A 19,574-nucleotide genomic window follows, 5' to 3' on the forward strand; every position below is an offset into this window, starting at 1 on the left:
CTCCTTACGCCTTCTCTGCTTGAACAAGATGTTGTTTAGTGAAGCGGTATAGGTAGTGAGGACCACCCGCCTTCGGACCTGTACCAGACAAACCTTGACCACCAAATGGCTGAACGCCAACGACCGCACCAACCTGATCGCGGTTGATGTAGCAGTTACCCACGCGAGCGTGTTTTTCAACCCAACGGTAAGTGGTTTCATTACGGCTGTGGATGCCCATTGTGAGGCCAAAACCGGTTTGGTTGATTTGCTCAACTACGTTTGGCAACTCAGACGCTTTAAAGCGAACAATGTGCAAGATAGGGCCGAATTGCTCTTCTTTCAGAACATCAATGCCCGAGATTTCGAACGCACTTGGCGACACAAAATCACCGTGCTGGCACGTTTCATCCAATTGCAATTGAGCAACTTTGGTTTGTGTGCTTGTCATGTGCTCTAGGTGAGCAAGGAGTTTATTTTTTGCATTGCTGTCGATAACCGGCCCTACATCGGTTTTGTGTAGGTAAGGAATACCAACATGCAGCTCATTCATTGCACCTTGGATAAGATTGATGATGCGATCCGCAACGTCTTCTTGAACGAACAGAACGCGCAGAGCAGAACAACGTTGACCTGCAGAAGCGAAAGCGGAACGAATAACGTCACGCACAACTTGTTCTGGTAGTGCCGTACTATCCACAATCATGGCGTTTTGACCGCCAGTTTCAGCGATAAACGGGACTGGCTTCGCGCTGCGCTCGGCAAGCGTCACGTTGATGCGCTGCGCCGTTGCCGTCGAACCAGTAAATGCTACACCTGCAATCGCATCATGAGACGTTAGTGCATGACCAATTTCACCACCACGACCCGGCAATAGCTGAATCACGCCCGCTGGGAAACCGGCTTCTAACATCAATTCGATCGCACGCGCCGCAATTAAGCTAGTTTGCTCAGCTGGCTTAGCCACAACTGTGTTACCTGCAACCAATGCCGCTGTGATTTGACCAAGGAAAATCGCTAATGGGAAGTTCCATGGGCTGATACAAACGAATACGCCTAGCCCTTCGCGGCTCGAAATACGTTTCACGCCATCAAAGCCTTCTAGTTCGAACGGTTGAAGGTTTTGCGCTTGTTTCGCGTAGTAACGACAGAAGTCGACCGCTTCACGCACTTCATCAATGCTGTCATGGATAGTCTTGCCCGCTTCTTGGTGACAAATCGCCACCAGCTCAGCCAAGTTTTCTTCCATCAGATCCGCAAGCTTATCCAGACACGCCGCTTTTTGTTCAATAACGGTGCCTTTCCACTCTGGGAATGCAGCATCAGCCGCTTCGATCGCAGCGGAAACATGATCAAGGCTTGCGAAAGCCACCTGGCCCACCTCAATACGACGATCGTAAGGAGCAGTAATGATCTCTGCGGAGTTTTCCTTGATCATGCTTTCGGCATGTTTCACGCCGTTAATGATCGGACCCGCAGTCCACTTCTGGGTTAGGAAACTTTCAACCTGCGCTTCAAACGGCTTCGCTTCGCTGTCGATATCAACGTTCACACCGTATGAGTTTCTACGTTCTGGGAAGATGCCAGTTGGCATTGGGATTTGACCGTTGTGTAGCGTCTCAAAAGAGGTCAGCACATCAACAGGGTGATGCGTCAGCTCTGAAATTGGACAACGTGCATCGACCAAACGGTGCACAAATGAACTGTTCGCGCCGTTTTCTAGTAAGCGACGAACCAAGTAAGGCAGTAGGTCCGCATGGCTACCGACTGGCGCGTAAATACGTACTGGCTGACCATAAGTGTCCATCACATGGTTATAAAGCGAATCGCCCATACCATGCAGACGCTGGAATTCGTAATCTTTGTGCTCTGCCATCACAGCAATTGCAGTAACAGTGTGCGCGTTGTGACTAGCAAACTGCGGGAAGATATTACCGCGCACGCCTTCACTTAGTAGGAAGCGTGCACACGCGAGGTAAGCAACATCCGTCGCTTCTTTGCGCGTGTAAACAGGGTAATTCTCGTAACCCGCTTGTTGCGACCACTTAATTTCGCTGTCCCAGTACGCGCCTTTCACGAGACGCAGTGGGATAAGATCGCCCTGCTCTTTCGCTAAACCGTTCAACCATGCCAATACTGGCAGCGCACGTTTCGAGTAGGCTTGAACCACAAGACCAAACTTGCCCCAACCTTTGAGTAGATCGCTACAGTACAGTTTTTCGAACAGCTTCAGTGACAGCTCAAGGCGGTCTGCTTCTTCTGCATCAATCGTGATGGCAACATCCACTTCGATAGCGCGCTTAAGCAGTTGCGTCAGCGTATCGTAAAGCTCAGTCATCACGCGTTCTTCATTCGCTACTTCGTAACGTGGGTGAAGTGCTGAAAGCTTGATAGAAACAGAAGGCGCAGGACTCGTGTCACTGCCATACGTTTCTCGACCTACGGCTTCAATCGCCATTAGGTAGTCTTTGAAGTACTTACTTGCGTCTGCCGTGGTTAGCGCCGCTTCACCCAACATATCGAATGAGTAAGTGAAACCTTTGTCGCGCATTGGCCGACCGTTCTTTTGTGCTTCTTCAATCGTACGACCACGTACAAACTGGTGACCCATGATCTTCATTGCCTGATACATGGCTTTACGAATCACAGGTTCAGAGAATTTGTTCACCAGACGGTTTACAGCCTGACTTGGGCTCTGGGTTTCTTGGTCACCAATGCCAATCACTTTACCTGTCAGCATCAACCCCCAAGTTGAAGCGTTAACGAAGACAGAATCTGAACTCTTAAGGTGAGATTTCCAATCCGCAACACTTAATTTGTCTTTAATCAGTGCATCGGCCGTCGCTGAATCCGGAATACGCATCAACGCTTCTGCAAGACACATCAACAAGATGCCTTCTTGAGTATCTAGGCTGTATTCCAACAACAGCGCATCAATCATCTGAATTGACTTCTTATCGGCACGAATGGCTTCGATAAGCTGAGTTGTTTGGGTCGTGATTGCCGACTTTTCTTCCGCTGTCGGCGTTGCTAGTGGCAATAATTGCTCTAGCCATTGAGACTCGTCCACCATGTACAATGGCGAGATCAGTGACCACAACTTATCAAGCGGTTGCTCGATAAATTCCGGTGTTAACACGTTTGTTGCAGTAAACATGCGTTTTCCTCAATCTCTCTCCTCGAAAACCGCTTCGAGGATCATCAATGGCTGGCAGTGTATTTTGAGCCCGAGAAGAATACTTGTCAAAAACTCCGAGCTTTTTGCTAAAAACTCGCTTTTATAACAAAACATCTACATAGTCACACGCAATTAGATAATATATTGTGTTGTAAAAATTAATTTTTGCATGTCATTTACAACAAAAGTAGACAGGTTTTGGGCAATTTTTATTTGAATAAGAAGGATTTAGATTGTGATTTTGTGAGGAATGGGCAAAAACACTGAAAATTTAAAGGGGAATTACGCAAAAAAGTTCGACTTTCCTGTGCAAAATACAGACGTAAAAAAGCCGCGACCAATGCGCGGCGTTCTATCAATAAGCAACAAGACGAACAAAAAGAAAGATATTTTATTAACTCTGTTTCTTATACTGCGAAGGTGACAAACCTTGTAAACGAGTAAAAGTATGCGTGAAAGTACTTTGGCTAGAAAAACCTGTAAATTCGGCTATCTGGCCGAACGTAAGGTGGCCTTGCTCAATCAAATCACGCGCCATATCAATACGTTTACCTAGCACATACTGATGCGGCGTTATACCCATTTGCTCTTTAAATAAGCTGTGGAACTGGCTTTCGCCCAAGAACACACTACCTGCCAACTGCGCAACACTGATTTTATGGCTCAAATGCTGCTCGATGTAACGATCTATCGCATCCAAATCGAATCGTGAATCTTTTTTTGATGTTTCAAATGAAGAGATATGGCGTTGCATCAACGCAATCACAGTATCGTTACAAGCGCGACTAAGCAGTAAATCATCAGGATGATTACGCATCTCCTGTACCAACATCTGAATCAGCTTTTGGATTTGACCATCCAGTTGGAAGTAAAGGTGAGAGCGCTCTAGATTATTGATTTTCTGTAGCATCTCAGGGTCATCATTAGCAGGCTTTGGCATGTTGAGCACCAAAATGTCTGATTGATGAATCACGCCGCCGAAAGCATGATCAGAAGACGCCGTTACGATGCAACCTTGTCCCGGACCAACTAAATTACCCTGTCCACGAACTTCAAATTCCGCTTGGCCTTTCAAACCGATCACGATCTGCGTGTAAGCATGATCATGGCAATCCATATAAGACGGAAGCGTGATCAACTCTGCTGGTTTAGGCAGCGCGATCTCTTTATACAGCGGGGCTTTCGGGTTATTTGAATCACTCATTTAAAACTGTCGTCTTTCACGGTCGGCTTACACCTTGGCATCATATACCTTCTCGGTGGGGTTGCAAATCTTCCCCAACTCAATCGCACAAGATCAAACCAACACGATCAAGGCATTCTACATGATCATAGTTCCGGAACGATGATCATGTAAGAGTAACTTACGGTCAATGTGCAACCAATTTTTTTAACAAAAACGGATAGATAGTCAAAATTACTAAAGTTGAGACAGCTCGACTCAAAAGATCTTTGCGGTTGAAGTGCACACCAATGTAAGTCAAGAGGTCAAAATTACGATCAAAAGCGCATGAATTAACCAGAAAACAGCAACATAGAGGGAATTCCCCCCTTACCAATATACGCTCAATTCAATACATTAGACCTCGAGCTCTAGGATGCATACGACCCTGAGTTCACCGGTATCTACTTGATACCTCTAACTTACTTAGCAGACCCTCGCTATGTAATTTAGAACCTCTTCTACACGTCGACAAGATTATATCTTGTGTTGCCAGCCCGTCTTCAGGCTGGCCTTTTTTTTGCTCTACGCCAATGAAAACAATGGCATAAGCTGATATTATATGGGCCACCTCACCGTATCCTGAGCTTAATCATCACGCTGAGCTAACTTGATCTATCTTCTCTCTTTTCCAGTTTGTCTGGCGCAATTCCTGAAAGCATGATCAAGGAACGATTTCGTAAGAGAAATTTCAGGATAATCGAAGTGAGAACACTGACCTGCAATAAAGCAGGCGATACGTAGCAGTAGTGAGCCCTCTTGTGAATATTCCAGTCAATACCATAGAACAGTCGCTCCTCCGACAGCTACCGGGTTGTTGGGGATGCAAAGATAAAGCGTCAGTATTCCGATATGTGAATCAGGAATACGCAGAATTGATAGGCTACGATTCACCTGAAGCCTGTATTGGAAAGACAGACTTTGAAATGGCGAGCCCAACCATTGAGTGTGCAAAAGAGTTTCAAGAGCAAGATAAGCATGTTATTGAGACTGGCGAGTCACTGAAGATCCTCGATATCCACCCCTATCCTGATGGTCATTGGCGAGCGCATATCTTTACTAAAACGCCGTGGCGAGATGACGATGGCAACATAATTGGCACCATCTTTTATGGGCGTGAACTGACCGACACCGCGGTCATTGAAGTTGGCTACTGGGTTTGTCGAGCCATTGGTGGAAACCCGAGCAAAAAATCAATCTTCCGCTTCTCTAACCTGAAACCCGAACCCGAACCCGAAAAGCTAACCTGCCGCGAACAAGAAACCTTATTCCTATTGCTGTATGGAAAAAAACCGCAATTCATCTCTCAGGTCATGGGTATTTCCACTAAAACAGTAGAGGGGCATGTTGCTCGTCTACGTACGAAGTTTGAAGCCAACAGCAAGAATGAGTTGATCGACAAAGCGATGGAAGCTGGTTACGGCTCCATTGTGCCAAAGACCCTACTTAAACATCAGCTCTCTGTGGTGCTTAACGGCGAACGGTGATTCTTGATTCTTGATTCTTGATTCTTGATTCTGTGCAAACAAAAACACCGCCAATTTCGGCGGTGTTTTTTTATCTCTTCATCGAAGTGACTACGGCGCAAGACGGTCGATGTCCCAATCACCTTCTTGATTTGAGAACAAGAAACGGTCATGCAAGCGGTGCTCGCCACCTTGCCAAAACTCGATACTTTGCGGTTTCACACGGAAGCCACCCCAGAAGGTTGGCATTGGGATTTCCCCTTTGGCGAATTTCTGTTTCAGCTCTAAGAATTTGCCTTCCAACACGCCTCGAGCGGAAATACGGCTACTCTGTTTACTGGCGATCGCAGCAAGTTGGCTCTCTTTCGGGCGAGAAGTGAAATATTTCATGTTCTCCATCGGTGACAGCTTCTCTGCAACGCCCGTAATATGGACCTGACGCTCAAGCGGATGCCAAGGGAAATGTAGGCTGATATTGCTATTGTGCCCAAGCTGCTGTGCTTTGCGGCTGCCCAAGTTGGTGTAAAACACAAAACCATCTTTATCGACACTTTTCAGTAGTACGATACGTTGAAATGGCATGCCATTCTCATCAACCGTGGCAACGGTCATTGCAGTAGGGTCGGTCAAGCCAGCTTCTACCGCTTGCGCCAACCACAAATTAAATTGATCGACAGGATCTGCTTTTAAATCTTTACGACGCAGGCCACCTTTTGTGTACTCACGACGAATATCAGCAAGTTCCATCTTCACTCCTTCACTCGTTTTTTCCGATTGTGCGCCCGATGATACTCAATTTCAAGGACAGCAAACGATAACTCTGATTGCGATTTGTGTTGTGTCACGTTGTCGCTGCGGCTCACAGCATCGTTAAATGCCTTTTGATAACATGGCGTTAAAAACGAGTGAGCCAACCGTGAACCTACTCAACCCCAAAGCTCTGCGCCATTTTTTGCTGGTGTTGCTCGCCATCGGTATGGTCGGGCTAATATCGACTCATAAGTACGCAACCCAGCATCAACATGATCAATGGCAAAAAAAACTTCAAACCCAAGCCACGCAAGTTGCTCAGGAGATCGATTATGAGTTGGCTAAGTTTGAACAAATCCCCAATCTACTCAGCCACGACCCAAGATTGCTCGACGCTGTAAAAATCGGAAAACCGTCTGATGCACTTAACCGTTTGTTGGCGGAATGGCTCACACAAAGCTTGGCCGATACCATCTATGTCCACGACAAAACGGGCTTAGTAATCGCATCAAGTAATTACCAGCAAGACGACAGTTTTGTGGGCTCTAACTTTGCCTTTCGCCCTTATTTTCAAAACGCGCTCAATGGCGAGAAAGCCCAATACGTTGGATTAGGCGTTCGCTCTAATAAGCGGGGCTATTTCTTCTCATCTCCGCTTTGGGTTGATGACAAAGTCGCGGGAGTGATTACGGTTAAAGTCAACTTAGAACAACTTGAACAAAGGTTGGTTCAAGACGATGGAGATTTACTCGTCACAGGCGTGCATGACGTCGTTTTCATGAGTAATCTACCGGATTGGCGTTATCGCGCATTGTTCCCACTTTCCGAAGCAGCAAAACATGAACTCAGTCAAACCCAACAATACGGCCACTCCCTACCAGAATATCGTGGTGAGTTAACCGGGAAAAGTGGTGCGACGCAGTTTGAAAACAATCAACTTCTACTCTCTCCAAACTATCTAGCATACGCGACCCAGTTGTTTGAAAAAGGCTTTCGTGTTGTAGCACTGATCAGCCAGCAAGAAGTACTCACCGCCGTTCTTCAAGCCGATGTCATTTATCTGCTGTTGTATGCCTTGGTTGGTTTAATTGCTTTGGCTTGGTTCCAAATGCTGGTCAACAAAGCACGCCTCGCGAATGTGAACGCGAACTTGGAAGAAAAAGTCTCGGAAAGAACTTTGGTCCTCAGCCAAGCCAACCACAAATTGCAGCAAACCGTGCATCAATATGAGAAGAGTCAGCAAGAACTCAAGCAAACTCAACAAGAGTTGACGCAAGCAGCCAAACTCGCACTGCTTGGGGAGCTGTCCGCCAGCATCAATCACGAAATTAACCAGCCGCTTGCCGCGCTGCGAACCTACACCGAAAACTCACAACGTTTGATGGCAAAGGAGCGTTACCCTATGGTGGCAAGCAATTTGGATAAGATGCTGTCACTCAACAACACGATTGCCGAAGTCATTGCTCGTTTAAAAGTCTTTACACGCAAAACCGACAGCAACCAACACAGCGAAGTCGCCATCCTGCATGATGCTGTACACAACGCCACGCGAATTTTGAGTAACAAGCTAATCAAGCAAGGCGTAACATTAAAAGTGCCAACTATTGAATATAACGTGAGGTTAGCGATTCACAGCGTTGAGCTTGAGCAAGTGCTGATTAACCTCTTTCATAATGCGGCGCAAGCCATGGATAGCTACTGCATTGATCCACAAATTTCGATTGCCGTGCAATGTGAAGAAACTCACTGCGATATTTTAGTTTCCGACAACGGCCCAGGCATGTCCGAGAGTGCCTTAGCAAAAGTCTTCGACCCATTCTTCACTACCAAGCCCGAGGGATTGGGCTTAGGGTTAACCATTTCAAAACGTATTTTAGAGAGCTACCAAGGTGCTTTGAGCGCTTACCAACATCTAGACGCTCAAACACAAAAAGTAAACGGTATGACTTTTATTATCACGGTTCCACTCGCTACAACACCGTCCTTAGGGGAAAACACCTATGCATAATCCCGTTTTCTTTGTCGATGATGAACCGCATATTCGTGATGCTGTATCACAAGCGCTTTTAATTGAAGATATCGAAGTAACCTGTTTTCCCAATGCAGTCGAAGCACTACGCGTTATCGACCCGCACACACCAGCCTTGATCATTACCGATATCCATATGCCAGTGATGAACGGCTTAGAGTTTATGCGCACGCTGCTGAGCAAAAACAATCACTTTCAGTTTATTGTTCTCACGGGCCACGGTGATGTAAAAACAGCAGTAGAGGCGATGAAAAGTGGCGCATATGACTTTCTCGAAAAGCCATTCTCGACAGAGCAACTGTTAAAATCACTGAATAACGCCAGTGACAAACTGACTCTATTGCAAGAAAACGTCTGGTTGAAAAAAGAGCTCGATATGCAAACGCACGTGGGGCCAAAAATGATTGGTCATAGCCAAGTTATAGTCGATATTCGCCGAACCTTAATCAGCGCCTCACTCCACCAGCCACTGATCTTTTTTGGCGAAGATGGCACAGGACGAAGACTCGCTGCGCAATTTGCCCACGATATTCATGCCACGTCAGACAGTGAAATGATCGTCGCGTCTGGTGAAGATTTATATGAATTAAGCTCGGATGCGTTCGACAAAGCGATTTATCATTTGTCACAAGGGAGGCCACATTGCAGTTTGTATCTTCACAGTGCCGAACACATCTCATTACCACAATGGCAATGCCTGTTTAAGCACCCAAGCTTGCAACGCGTGTTTGGGGCCGCAAACAAAGTAGTGCAAGGAGTCGAGACATTGGCTAAGTTGATTCGCATGCCGAGCTTGGACGAGCGCAAAGAAGACATAGGCCCGCTGTATAAACATTTTGTTCGCCATGCTGCCAGTCGTTATCAGTTGCAACCACCACAAATCAGTTTGGCAGAAGTAAAACGAATAACAGAACTGGCTTGGCCAGAAAACATCAAACAATTGAGGCAGTTTGCGGAATTGCGCGCCCTCAAACCAGATGCGTTTCGCATGGAAGACTGGAACAGTGAAAAGAGCATTGAAATCCAAAGTATGACTCAACGCACAGAACACTTTGAATATTGCTTATTGTTCGATGCACTACAACGACATAGAGGCAGACTCAAAGAGGTTCAACTAGAATTACAGGTGTCGCGAAAAACCTTGTATGACAAACTAAAACGACATCAGTTGGATAAAACAAAGTTCAAGGCACTGTAAAAGAGGGGCCATCTACCCCTTTCACACATTTTTATTAACCGAGCATGCTGACATGGTCGGTTAATAATAATAAGATCAAAAAGATAAACCGTCTTTATAAAACAAGGAATGTGATGAGCCGAGACAACTACAACAAGCTAAGCAACGACGAGTTGGATTTTGTTGACGATAAAACCGCTGCTTTGCTCCTGAACACGCCGAGTAGTGCCCGCCTTATGTTGTGGGTTATGGTGTTGTTTTTTGTTGCTGCTATTGGCTGGGCATCTTGGGCGCAAATCGACAAGGTGACGGTTGGTCAAGGCAAAGTCATTCCTTCTTCTCAAATCCAAGTGGTACAAAACCTTGAAGGTGGCTTGGTCAAAGAGATCTTAGTAAAAGAAGGCGAGCAAGTAGAGAAAGGCCAGCAGCTGTTGCTGATTGACGACACGCGATTTCGCTCAGACTTTCGAGAACGTGAACAACAAGTAGCGAACTTAACGGCTTCGGTGTTGCAGCTTTCAGCCTCCATCAGCAGTGTAGAAGTGAACCGTGATTTTGAAGACAAAGACTGGGAACAAAGTGTCTTACTCGATTACGGTAAATTGACATTCCCACCGACACTTGAAGAGAACCAACCTCGCCTCACCCAACGCCAAAAAGCAGAGTACCGCGAAGATCTCGACAACTTACGCAACCAGCTGTCAGTTATCGATCAGCAAGTTAAGCAGAAACAACAAGATTTGGTTGAAATTAGGGCTCGAGTTAACAACTTGCGCCAAAGCTACCGATTCGCGAAGAAAGAGCTAGACATCACGAAGCCACTGGCAGACGAAGGTGTCGTACCTCGTATTGAGCTACTCAAACTTCAACGCCAAGTAAACGATACTCGCCGTGAGATGACCTCTAGCGAACTGAAAATTCCAGTGCTTCGTTCTGCGATACGAGAATCCATGCTTAACCGTATTGATGTGGCATTGAAATTCCGCTCTGAACAACAAGAAAAGCTCAATAGCACTCAAGACCAACTGTCCGCACTCGTAGAATCCGCGGTAGGCCTAGAAGACCGAGTAAACCGCACTGTGGTGGTTTCTCCAGTAACCGGCACCATCAAAACTCTCAACGTGAACACCGTTGGTGGTGTTATTCAGCCAGGTATGGACATTGTTGAAATCGTTCCAACCGAAGACACTTTATTGGTCGAAGCAAAGATAGCCCCAAAAGACATCGCTTTCTTGCGTCCAGACCTTCACGCCATCGTGAAGTTTACCGCGTATGATTTCACCAAATATGGCGGTCTAGAAGGTGAACTAGAACACATCAGTGCGGATACCACACAAGATGAAGAAGGCAACAGCTTCTACATTGTTCGAGTCCGTACCGATAAAACCAATTTTGGACAGGATGCTGACTTACCAATCATTCCCGGAATGACAGCATCGGTCGATATCATCACAGGGAAACGAACCGTTTTGGAATACTTGCTTAAACCGATTTTGAGCGCCAAAACCAACGCACTGAAGGAGTAAGTATCTGCAAGGTACAAATAATGTGTTCTTAAGTGACGACAAGTGGTTAAATAAAAAGCACTTTTCTCACCCACGAACGCATTTCAAAGGTACACTTGTGATGTGAGTCGAATATGCCACCCAAATTGAAGCGTAAAGTTACATTATTAATCAGCATCAGTTGTTTTTCGTTCCAAATTGGGGCGCTCAACAGCAAGGAACAGCGATGGGTCGATACGGTCACTTCAGTTTATGGTGAGCGAGCAGGAATGCGCGTGAAAACATGGCGGGAAAACATCGACTTTTTTAAAACACTGGAGACTCATGAGAAGCTTGCAGGCGTTAACGACTTTTTCAACCAACTTTACTTCGTTGACGACATCAAACTTTGGGGAAAGAAAGACTACTGGGCAACACCGCTCGAATTTTTGGGCAGTAATGCGGGCGATTGTGAAGATTTCACCATTGCTAAGTACTTCTCACTGCTGGAGCTAGGTATACCCGATTCTAAGATGCGCTTGATCTATGTTAAAGCCATCGAACTGGATCAATTCCACATGGTATTGGCTTACTACCCGACCCCAAGCTCTGAGCCGCTCATTCTCGACAATATCAACCCAGACATTGTTCGAGCCTCCAAACGTAGCGACTTGCTACCGATTTACAGTTTTAATGGTTCAAACCTATGGCTAATGAAGTCTTCTGCTGGCACTGGAGAGTTAGCAGGAAAAGCCTCACGTTTGAGTCTTTGGAATGACTTACGCTCGCGCGAACGTAAGTTGCAGTTAAAGAAACCTAAAATTAACTATGACGAGTGAAAAACATGACCCTATATAAGAAGCTTGTAGTGGGAATGGTTACGGTCTTTTTACTTTTGATGGCATCAGTATTCGTAATCCAATTCAACACTACTCGAGACAGCTTAGAGCAGCAGCAACGTTCAGAGGTCAACAACACCATTAACACCGTTGGTTTAGCATTGGCACCGTATCTAAAAGATAAAGATAAGGTGGCAGTCGAGTCCGTGATTAATGCGTTGTTTGACGGCAGTACTTATTCTGTCGTACGTCTCACCGCGTTAGATTCGGATTACCAGATCGTGCGCTCGTACCCAGTAAAGCCAAGCCATGTCCCACAGTGGTTTATCGACCTGAATCTATTTAAAGCGATTCACGATAAACGCGTCGTAACCAGTGGTTGGATGCAACTGGCTGAAGTAGAAATCATCAGCCACCCAGGTGCTGCTTACGAACAGTTGTGGCAAGGCTTTATTCGCCTGCTATCGGCATTTGGCGTTATCTTCCTAGCGGGTTTAGTCGCGATTTCTTACATCCTACGTCGCTCACTCAAACCTTTAGCAGCCATCGTTAAGAAAATGCACGAAATCGCCAACAACCAATTTGGTGACCCACTTGCTCGTCCAAAGACCAAAGACCTCATTGCAGTCGTAGACGGTATCAATATGATGTCGGCTCAGATTGAACTGTCATTCAAAGAACAAGCGAAAGAAGCGCAGCGCCTACGTGCACAAGCTTACCTAGATCCGATCTCCAAGCTGGGTAACCGCTCGTTCTACATCAACCAAGTGGACCAATGGTTGGCAGAACAAACGCAAGGGGGTATCGCGCTACTCCATGCTGAGTACATTGGTGACATCTACGAAACGAAAGACTACCAACGCGCTGATGCCCACGTGAAAGAGTTGTCTCAACGTCTTAAAAACACCATCGATGTACCAGGAGCAACCATTGCTCGTCTATCAAGCGACGAATTCGGTCTGTTATTCCCACACATGGATGAAAGCGAACTGCGCATCCTAGCGGATAGCATCGTCAACTGTGTGAATGGTCTGAACACAGACCCAACCGGTCTTGCTAAACCAAAAGCTTCGCTCGGCGTGGCACACAGTAAAGATCAGAAAACACGCTCAGAAGTGCTTTCTATGGTGGATAACGCACTATCGAAAGCAAAAGCACAACCAGACAGAGCTTACGGCTTCGTGGGTGGTGAAAACTCTTCTAACCTAATGGGTAAGCAGCAATGGAAAGCGCTGGTTGAAGAAGCGATTCACGGTGATTGGATTAAATTCCGTTTTCAATCTGCGAAAAACACATGGGGCAAGGTATTCCACAACGAGGTGTTCTCTAGTATCGAAAAAGATGGCGAGACCTTCCGTGCCAACCAATACCTGTTTGCTTTAGAGCAGCTTGATGCCACCAACATCTTCGACCAATACGTCATTGAGTCGATGATTAAAATGCTAGAAAGCGGTGAGTTGAACGAACCTGTTGCCATCAACATTGCACAAAGCAGTCTGTCGCAACCTTCGTTCATTCGGTGGACCACCAGCATGCTAGAGAAGCACTCGAAAGTTGCGCCAATGCTGCACTTTGAGGTTCCAGAAGCGTGTTTCATCGACCATCCACACCATACAGCACTACTGTGTAATGCCATTCGTCAGTCAGGTGCAGAATTCGGTGTTGATAACTATGGTCGTAACTTCCAGTCACTTGAGTACATTCAGGAGTTCCGCCCGAATTACGTAAAACTGGATTACCTGTTCACGCACAACTTGCATGACGAAAAACAGAAATTCACGCTGACTTCGATCTCGCGAACCGCTCACAACTTGGGTATCACGACGATTGCATCACGTGTAGAAACGCAGATTCAGTTGGACTTCCTCACCGAGCACTTCGTCGAGGTCTTCCAAGGTTTCATCGTCGACAAGGAATAAAGAAAAGGTATACCAAGGATGAAAGACCCTTTACTGAACTCGCTGATTTACGTTAGCCGTTATTACGGTTTAGCCAACTCTCCGGAAGCGCTAATTAATGGGCTTCCACTCTCTGAGGGTAAGCTCACACCGTTTCTGCTACCGAGAGCGGCGGAAAGGGCCGGATTGGTTGCCAAGGAAAACCGTGCAGAATTAGACAAAATCTCAAGCCTAATTCTGCCGGCTATCTTACTTCTTAAAGGTGGCGACTCTTGCGTTCTCAATAGTATTAATTTGGAGACACAAGAAGCAGAGATCACCACCCTAGAAAGCGGTTTGGTGCCCATCTCAATCCCTCTAGAAGAACTACTTGAGCAGTACACTGGTCGCTACTTTTTAGTTAAAAAACAATTTCGATATGATGAGCGCTCTCCCGAAGTGCTCAAAACCAAAGAAGGCCACTGGTTCTGGTCAACCTTATGGCAGTCTAAACGCATCTACCGCGATGTACTTATCGCTTCTATCCTCATCAACATCTTCGCCATTGCCGCACCAATGTTCACTCGCTTGGTGTACGACAAAGTAGTCCCTAACCTCGCATTTGAAACTCTATGGGTGCTGGCAAGTGGTATCTTCGTAGTGTTCTTGTTCGATTTCTTGCTCAAATCACTGCGTAACTACTTTATTGATGTTGCGGGTAAGAAATCCGACATCCTGATTTCTTCAAAGCTTTTCAGCAAAGTGATGGGCATCCGAATGGAGTCCAAACCACCTTCAGTGGGTGCGTTTGCTCGCCACTTACAAGAGTTCGAATCGATTCGTGAGTTCTTCACCTCTGCAACCGTGAGTGCTCTGATCGACTTACCTTTCGCGATTTTGTTCCTAGTCATCATCTGGCTGATGGCGGGCGATCTAGTTTACGTGCCAATGATTGGTGTGGTGATTCTGATGATTCACTCGGCGTTGATTCAAGGTCCACTGCGCCGCTCAATTGAAGAAGGTTCTCGCCTTGCTTCGCAGAAATACGCCAACCTGATTGAAAGCCTTTCCGGCCTAGAAACCGTGAAAATGCTGAGTGCACAAAGCCAATTCCAATACCGTTGGGAAGAAGCCGTTGCACACATGGCAAACTGGAACATCAAGAGCCGTCGTATTACCGACAGCATTCAAAACGCAGCGGGCTTTGTTCAACAAAGTAGTAACGTCGGCATGATCATTCTGGGTGTTTATCTCATCTCAAACGGCGATTTGACGATGGGTGGCTTGATTGCAGCAACCATGCTAAGTGGTCGTGCAATTGGTCCAATGGTTCAGCTTTCATTGTTGTCTACACGCTACAACCAAGCGAAGTCTTCGATGACCATCATTAATCAAGTGATGGAAATGCCAGACGAGCAAGAAGAAGGTAAACGCTACATTCATCGTCCTATCGTTCAAGGTAAGATTGAGATTGACCGAGTGACCTTCCATTACCCAGATGCGCCAGTGGCATCGATTCGTGATTTAAGCCTAACGATTAATCCAGGTGAAAAAGTCGCAATCATCGGTCGTATTGGTTCAGGTAAAACCACGTTAGAACGCCTGATAATGGGCCTGTACAAGCCGACAGAGGGTCACGTGCGTATTGATGACACAGACATCGAACAGCTTCACCATGTGGACGTACGACGCAATATTGGCTGTGTACCGCAAGATTCGAATCTGTTCTTCGGTTCTATTCGCGACAATATTACCCTAGGTCGTCCGCTCACCGATGACCGCGACGTATTAGACGCCGCAAACCGTGCAGGTGTCACCGCCTTTACTCAATCAGATCCCGCGGGTCTAGAGCGTCAAGTGGGCGAAGGTGGCGGCATGTTATCTGGTGGTCAACGTCAAGCTGTGACAATTGCACGAGCTTTCTTGGGGCGTCCTCCAGTGCTCTTAATGGATGAACCAACCAGTGCAATGGATAACCGTTCAGAAATGCACATCAAACATCAGTTAGCACAGCTAAAACCGAGCGAAACGCTGATTTTGATTACTCACAAAACTTCAATGCTCGATATTGTTGATCGCGTAATAGTGATGGAAAAAGGCAGCGTGATTGCTGATGGTCCGAAAGCGCAAGTACTGAACGACTTGAAGCAAGGTAAAGTTCGTGCCGTGAGCTAAAACCGCACAAACAGAAAATCAAAGCCCCGTTGAACACAGCGTTTCGCGGGGCTTATTTATTGATAGTCAGTAATCCAAAGTATCCAAACTCTTCAAGGAATATCCAAAGCAGCACAAAACCAACAATAACCACTAATCCCATGATTGCCCTTTCATCTTCTTCCATCGCATCCCTACCATTTTCCATAACGATCGTAAGCTCCGTTTCTAGATTAGCAGCAGCCAACACACCAGATATTAGAGTTCGTCTATTCTCAATTCGGAACTGAGATATAGCTCAAAATTTGTTCAAAACAAATCTCATGCGGAAACGAAATTTATAATTACTTGAGAGACAAAATCGGCTATAACACGCGCCTTCTTAATATTCTCGAGTTGAAGAAATGAATCATTGGATGCATCTAGAGCAAATCAGCCAGTATTTCACGGCTGGCTCTATTGGCTATAAAGTGTTGATGGGCGTCATCATTCTGATTGCTTATCGTGTACTGAAGAAAATCGCTAACCGTGCCATTCTGAATTTAGCAGAATCCAAAGGGGTTAAAAAAGCACGCCTGAGCTTTATACAGCGTTGCTTCAACGTCGCTTTTTTGTTCGTGTTTGTGTCGATTTTCGCGATCGTTACTGGTATTGGCTATGGCGATGTGTCGCTGTTCCTATCATCGATTTTCGCAGTATTAGGTGTGGCTTTCATCGCGCAATGGTCGATTCTTAGTAACATTACAGCAAGCTTTCTGATTTTCTTTGTCTTCCCATACCGTGTCGGTGACCGAATTAAAGTGGTAGATAAAGACGAAGACATCAGTGGTGAGATTCAGGAAATTCGTATGTTCCATGTGTTGATCAAGCACGATAACGGCAACCTAATCACTTACCCGAACAACTTGATGCTTCAAAAAGCGGTCTTAAAACTGGCAAAAGAAAAAGCCAAGCCTGAGGAGCCAAAAACCACCTCACGCATTTATACCCGCAGAAAGAAATAGCCCACTAAAAAGCCGATGTATCTACATCGGCTTTTTGTTTGTACTCATTTCAAACCATCTCTTGACCTCAACTAAGCTTGAGGTTTTAGCCTCATTCGCATGATTCAAAATCAACAATGAAAAAGGAACCATTGTGTCCAAAATTACGATTATTTATTTCTCTAAAACCGACGTTACAGGCCAGCTAGCTCGCGCGATTGCCGCTGGCGTTGAACAACAAGGCATTGAGCAACAAGGTGGATTTGAAATTCTCTCTCACCGTATTGAAGGCAGTGAGATTATTGAGGGACGTTTTGTGAACCCTAGCCTAATGGATGAACTTGCTGAGTGCGATGCGATTATCTTTGGCTCACCGACCTATATGGGCGGCGTAGCAGCACAGTTTAAAGCATTTGCAGATGCAAGCAGTGAATCTTGGTATTACCAAAAATGGGCGGGCAAAATCGCGGCTGGCTTTACTAGTGGTGGGGCAATGAATGGCGATCAGTCAATGACGTTGCAGTATCTACAAACACTCACTAACCAGCACGGCATGATATGGGTCGGATTAGATAAGATCAGCAATTCTGGCGAGCTAAATCTGAATCGCTACGGCGTGCAAAGTGGCATTGTTGCACAAGGTGGTGAAGACGGCCAGTTGCATGCCTCAGACGTTGCAACAGCGGAGTATCTTGGCAAACGAGTCGCGATGCTCGTGAATAAGCTCTCCACTCGCTAGCAATAAAGAAGCCCCGTAAGACATATCTACGGGGCTTCATATTTATCGTTTGTTTGAGTGCTACTTCTTGATGTAGAGGTCTTTCGAGTAAATACGACCCTCTACGTTGTTTTTGGCAAAACCGCCAACCGTAGGGCGAACCAAACGCGCTTGCATGTAGTAGTAAATCGGTGCGATTGGCATATCCGCCGCCAACAATTGCTCGGCTTGATCATAAAAACCTTGACGCGCTTTCTCATCGGTTGCCGCCAATGCACCGTTCATCGCATTGTCGTAGGCTTCACTGCTGTAACGAGCAAAGTTACCTGACGAACCAGAACGTAACAGACTCAAGAAGGTAGACGCTTCGTTGTAATCGCCACACCAAGAGGCACGCATGACATCGAAATCACCTTGTCTGCGCGAAACAAGATAAGATTTCCACTCTTGGTTTTCTAACTCGACCTTCGCACCTAAGTTCTTCTTCAACATGGAGGCAATGGCCACCGCAATGGCTTTGTTCGATTCACTGGTGTTGTACAGCAATTTGAAATCTAAAGATTTGTCGTCGCTGTAGCCTGCTTCTTTAAGCAGTTCACGCGCCTTTTCATCGCGCTGTTTTTGCGTCCATGTGCTGTATTCTGGCTGAGTCGCATCAAAGCCAGCCGTGTACTGGTGTGCAAACGTATAAGCAGGCAGATTACCCACTTGTGTGACACCATTCGTGATCACATCACGCATCATCGAATAAGACACGGCTTTTCGAACTCGTACATCATCGAAAGGAGGACGCGTTGTGTTAAACGCGTAGTAGTAGGTACAAAGTAGCGGAACCGCGGTATACGCTTGCTCGTAATCCTTCTTCAGCTTTTGCGCCATGTGGGTTGGTACATCTGAGGTGATGTCCACTTCGCCCACCGCATAACGATTAATTGATGCGTTTTGGTTCTCAAACGGAATGTATGTCACTTCAGTGAGATGAGTATCCGCGCTATCCCAGTAATTTGGGTTCTTTTTCAGTTCAATGCGTTCATTCACCACCCATTTATCCAGAACAAATGCACCATTGCCAACAAACTGCTGTGGGTCACTCCACGGCTTTTCGCTGTTCTCAACCGTTGCTTTGTGTACCGGCATCATCGAAGTGTGGCCTGTCATTGCGACAAAATACGGTACCTTGCTATCAAGCTCGAAGCGCAGAGTATGTTTATCGACGGCGGTGATACCGAGATCATCCAGTGGCTTTTTACCTTCTGCTACGTCGGCGATGTTTTTGATCTTAGTGAGTTTGAGATACCAAACATTGGGTGAAGCCGTTTTCGGGTCCACTGCACGACGAAGTGAATAGACAAAATCATCCGCTGTCACAGGATCGCCGTTCGACCATTTTGCGTCTTTACGCAGCTGGAACACAAAGGTTTGGTTATCTTCGGTTTGCCAAGATTCCGCAACACCAGGAACGATATTGCCATCGCGGTCTTGAATGACTAATCCCTCAAACAAATCACGAATCACGTGCATTTCTGGCAAGCCTTCGGCTTTTGCAGGATCTAGCGTTGCCGCTTCGGCGTCGTTTGCTCGCACTAGATGTTGTTCCGGCGCGAGTTGCACACCATCAGGTAAAGAGTCAGCTAAAGCAGAAGCGGATATAAATGGGGTCAATAGAGAGGATATTAGTAAGGCTGTTGAGTGTTTTTTAAATTCCATATCGATTTTTG

At 46.2% G+C, this 19,574-nt stretch carries 14 protein-coding genes; 9 read left to right on the forward strand and 5 right to left on the reverse strand.

Annotated elements, in window-relative coordinates:
- Window positions 1-4 precede the first annotated feature (4 nt).
- Both putA and ITG12_RS24585 read right to left on the reverse strand, forming a co-directional pair.
- Window positions 5-3,136 (reverse strand): bifunctional proline dehydrogenase/L-glutamate gamma-semialdehyde dehydrogenase PutA, encoded by a 3,132-nt coding sequence (gene putA, locus ITG12_RS24580; RefSeq protein WP_248874382.1) that lies wholly within the window; start codon window positions 3,134-3,136, stop codon window positions 5-7.
- 415 nt (window positions 3,137-3,551) lie between these two features.
- Window positions 3,552-4,361: an AraC family transcriptional regulator gene (locus ITG12_RS24585; protein WP_038879960.1), complete on the reverse strand. Its 810-nt coding sequence runs from the start codon at window positions 4,359-4,361 to the stop codon at window positions 3,552-3,554.
- Between the two features lie 779 nt (window positions 4,362-5,140).
- Here ITG12_RS24585 and ITG12_RS24590 point away from each other — a divergent pair.
- The gene (locus ITG12_RS24590; RefSeq protein ID WP_248874384.1) at window positions 5,141-5,866 is read left to right on the forward strand and encodes a helix-turn-helix transcriptional regulator; all 726 of its coding nucleotides are present in this window, start codon (window positions 5,141-5,143) and stop codon (window positions 5,864-5,866) included.
- Window positions 5,867-5,956: 90 nt separating this feature from the next.
- On the opposite strand, the gene pdxH is transcribed toward ITG12_RS24590, so the two are convergent.
- Window positions 5,957-6,592 (reverse strand): pyridoxamine 5'-phosphate oxidase, encoded by a 636-nt coding sequence (pdxH, locus tag ITG12_RS24595; RefSeq protein ID WP_038879963.1) that lies wholly within the window; start codon window positions 6,590-6,592, stop codon window positions 5,957-5,959.
- Between the two features lie 127 nt (window positions 6,593-6,719).
- Here pdxH and ITG12_RS24600 point away from each other — a divergent pair, with 127 nt between their 5' ends.
- The 6 genes from ITG12_RS24600 to ITG12_RS24625 all read left to right on the forward strand — a co-directional run bounded on the left by ITG12_RS24600 (window position 6,720) and on the right by ITG12_RS24625 (window position 16,176).
- On the forward strand, window positions 6,720-8,603 hold the full coding sequence (locus ITG12_RS24600; RefSeq protein ID WP_248874386.1) for an ATP-binding protein: 1,884 nt from the start codon (window positions 6,720-6,722) through the stop codon (window positions 8,601-8,603).
- On the forward strand, window positions 8,596-9,822 hold the full coding sequence (locus ITG12_RS24605; protein ID WP_248874388.1) for a response regulator: 1,227 nt from the start codon (window positions 8,596-8,598) through the stop codon (window positions 9,820-9,822). The genes ITG12_RS24600 and ITG12_RS24605 overlap by 8 nt, the downstream gene beginning before the upstream one ends.
- A 113-nt stretch (window positions 9,823-9,935) precedes the next feature.
- Window positions 9,936-11,327, forward strand: a complete 1,392-nt coding sequence (locus tag ITG12_RS24610; protein WP_038871570.1) for an HlyD family type I secretion periplasmic adaptor subunit — start codon at window positions 9,936-9,938, stop codon at window positions 11,325-11,327.
- Window positions 11,328-11,440: 113 nt separating this feature from the next.
- Complete coding sequence (locus ITG12_RS24615) at window positions 11,441-12,124, forward strand: transglutaminase-like cysteine peptidase (protein WP_038871574.1); 684 nt, start codon at window positions 11,441-11,443, stop codon at window positions 12,122-12,124.
- Between the two features lie 5 nt (window positions 12,125-12,129).
- Entirely contained in the window at window positions 12,130-14,043 is a 1,914-nt protein-coding gene (locus ITG12_RS24620) for a LapD/MoxY N-terminal periplasmic domain-containing protein (protein WP_038871616.1), read from the forward strand.
- Window positions 14,044-14,061: 18 nt separating this feature from the next.
- Window positions 14,062-16,176: a type I secretion system permease/ATPase gene (locus tag ITG12_RS24625; RefSeq protein ID WP_038871576.1), complete on the forward strand. Its 2,115-nt coding sequence runs from the start codon at window positions 14,062-14,064 to the stop codon at window positions 16,174-16,176.
- A 52-nt stretch (window positions 16,177-16,228) separates the two neighbouring features.
- Here ITG12_RS24625 and ITG12_RS27750 read toward each other — a convergent pair whose 3' ends face one another.
- Window positions 16,229-16,363 carry a hypothetical protein gene (locus ITG12_RS27750; protein ID WP_009706678.1) on the reverse strand — a complete coding sequence of 45 codons (135 nt, stop codon included), beginning with the start codon at window positions 16,361-16,363 and terminating at the stop codon, window positions 16,229-16,231.
- 208 nt (window positions 16,364-16,571) lie between these two features.
- Here ITG12_RS27750 and ITG12_RS24630 point away from each other — a divergent pair, with 208 nt between their 5' ends.
- Both ITG12_RS24630 and ITG12_RS24635 read left to right on the forward strand, forming a co-directional pair.
- Window positions 16,572-17,159 (forward strand): mechanosensitive ion channel family protein, encoded by a 588-nt coding sequence (locus tag ITG12_RS24630; protein ID WP_038871578.1) that lies wholly within the window; start codon window positions 16,572-16,574, stop codon window positions 17,157-17,159.
- A gap of 133 nt (window positions 17,160-17,292) precedes the next feature.
- Window positions 17,293-17,877 carry a flavodoxin family protein gene (locus tag ITG12_RS24635; RefSeq protein ID WP_248874390.1) on the forward strand — a complete coding sequence of 195 codons (585 nt, stop codon included), beginning with the start codon at window positions 17,293-17,295 and terminating at the stop codon, window positions 17,875-17,877.
- A 60-nt stretch (window positions 17,878-17,937) separates the two neighbouring features.
- Here ITG12_RS24635 and ITG12_RS24640 read toward each other — a convergent pair whose 3' ends face one another.
- Window positions 17,938-19,563, reverse strand: coding sequence for an ABC transporter substrate-binding protein (locus tag ITG12_RS24640; RefSeq protein WP_104026174.1), 1,626 nt, complete (start codon window positions 19,561-19,563; stop codon window positions 17,938-17,940).
- Window positions 19,564-19,574: the final 11 nt, after the last annotated feature.

The sequence above is a fragment of the Vibrio sp. ED002 genome, from assembly GCF_023277445.1.
In the GTDB taxonomy this organism is placed as follows: domain Bacteria; phylum Pseudomonadota; class Gammaproteobacteria; order Enterobacterales; family Vibrionaceae; genus Vibrio; species Vibrio jasicida.

Bases quoted from the DNA above. Each gene is read 5' to 3' on its own strand.
- ITG12_RS27750 (WP_009706678.1), bottom strand. From the start codon at position 16,363: ATGGAAAATGGTAGGGATGCGATGGAAGAAGATGAAAGGGCAATCATG.
- ITG12_RS24630 (WP_038871578.1), top strand. From the start codon at position 16,572: ATGCATCTAGAGCAAATCAGCCAGTATTTCACGGCTGGCTCTATTGGC.
- pdxH (WP_038879963.1), bottom strand. From the start codon at position 6,592: ATGGAACTTGCTGATATTCGTCGTGAGTACACAAAAGGTGGCCTGCGT.
- ITG12_RS24605 (WP_248874388.1), top strand. From the start codon at position 8,596: ATGCATAATCCCGTTTTCTTTGTCGATGATGAACCGCATATTCGTGAT.
- ITG12_RS24640 (WP_104026174.1), bottom strand. From the start codon at position 19,563: ATGGAATTTAAAAAACACTCAACAGCCTTACTAATATCCTCTCTATTG.
- ITG12_RS24620 (WP_038871616.1), top strand. From the start codon at position 12,130: ATGACCCTATATAAGAAGCTTGTAGTGGGAATGGTTACGGTCTTTTTA.
- ITG12_RS24615 (WP_038871574.1), top strand. From the start codon at position 11,441: ATGCCACCCAAATTGAAGCGTAAAGTTACATTATTAATCAGCATCAGT.
- ITG12_RS24600 (WP_248874386.1), top strand. From the start codon at position 6,720: ATGCCTTTTGATAACATGGCGTTAAAAACGAGTGAGCCAACCGTGAAC.
- ITG12_RS24625 (WP_038871576.1), top strand. From the start codon at position 14,062: ATGAAAGACCCTTTACTGAACTCGCTGATTTACGTTAGCCGTTATTAC.
- putA (WP_248874382.1), bottom strand. From the start codon at position 3,136: ATGTTTACTGCAACAAACGTGTTAACACCGGAATTTATCGAGCAACCG.
- ITG12_RS24610 (WP_038871570.1), top strand. From the start codon at position 9,936: ATGAGCCGAGACAACTACAACAAGCTAAGCAACGACGAGTTGGATTTT.
- ITG12_RS24585 (WP_038879960.1), bottom strand. From the start codon at position 4,361: ATGAGTGATTCAAATAACCCGAAAGCCCCGCTGTATAAAGAGATCGCG.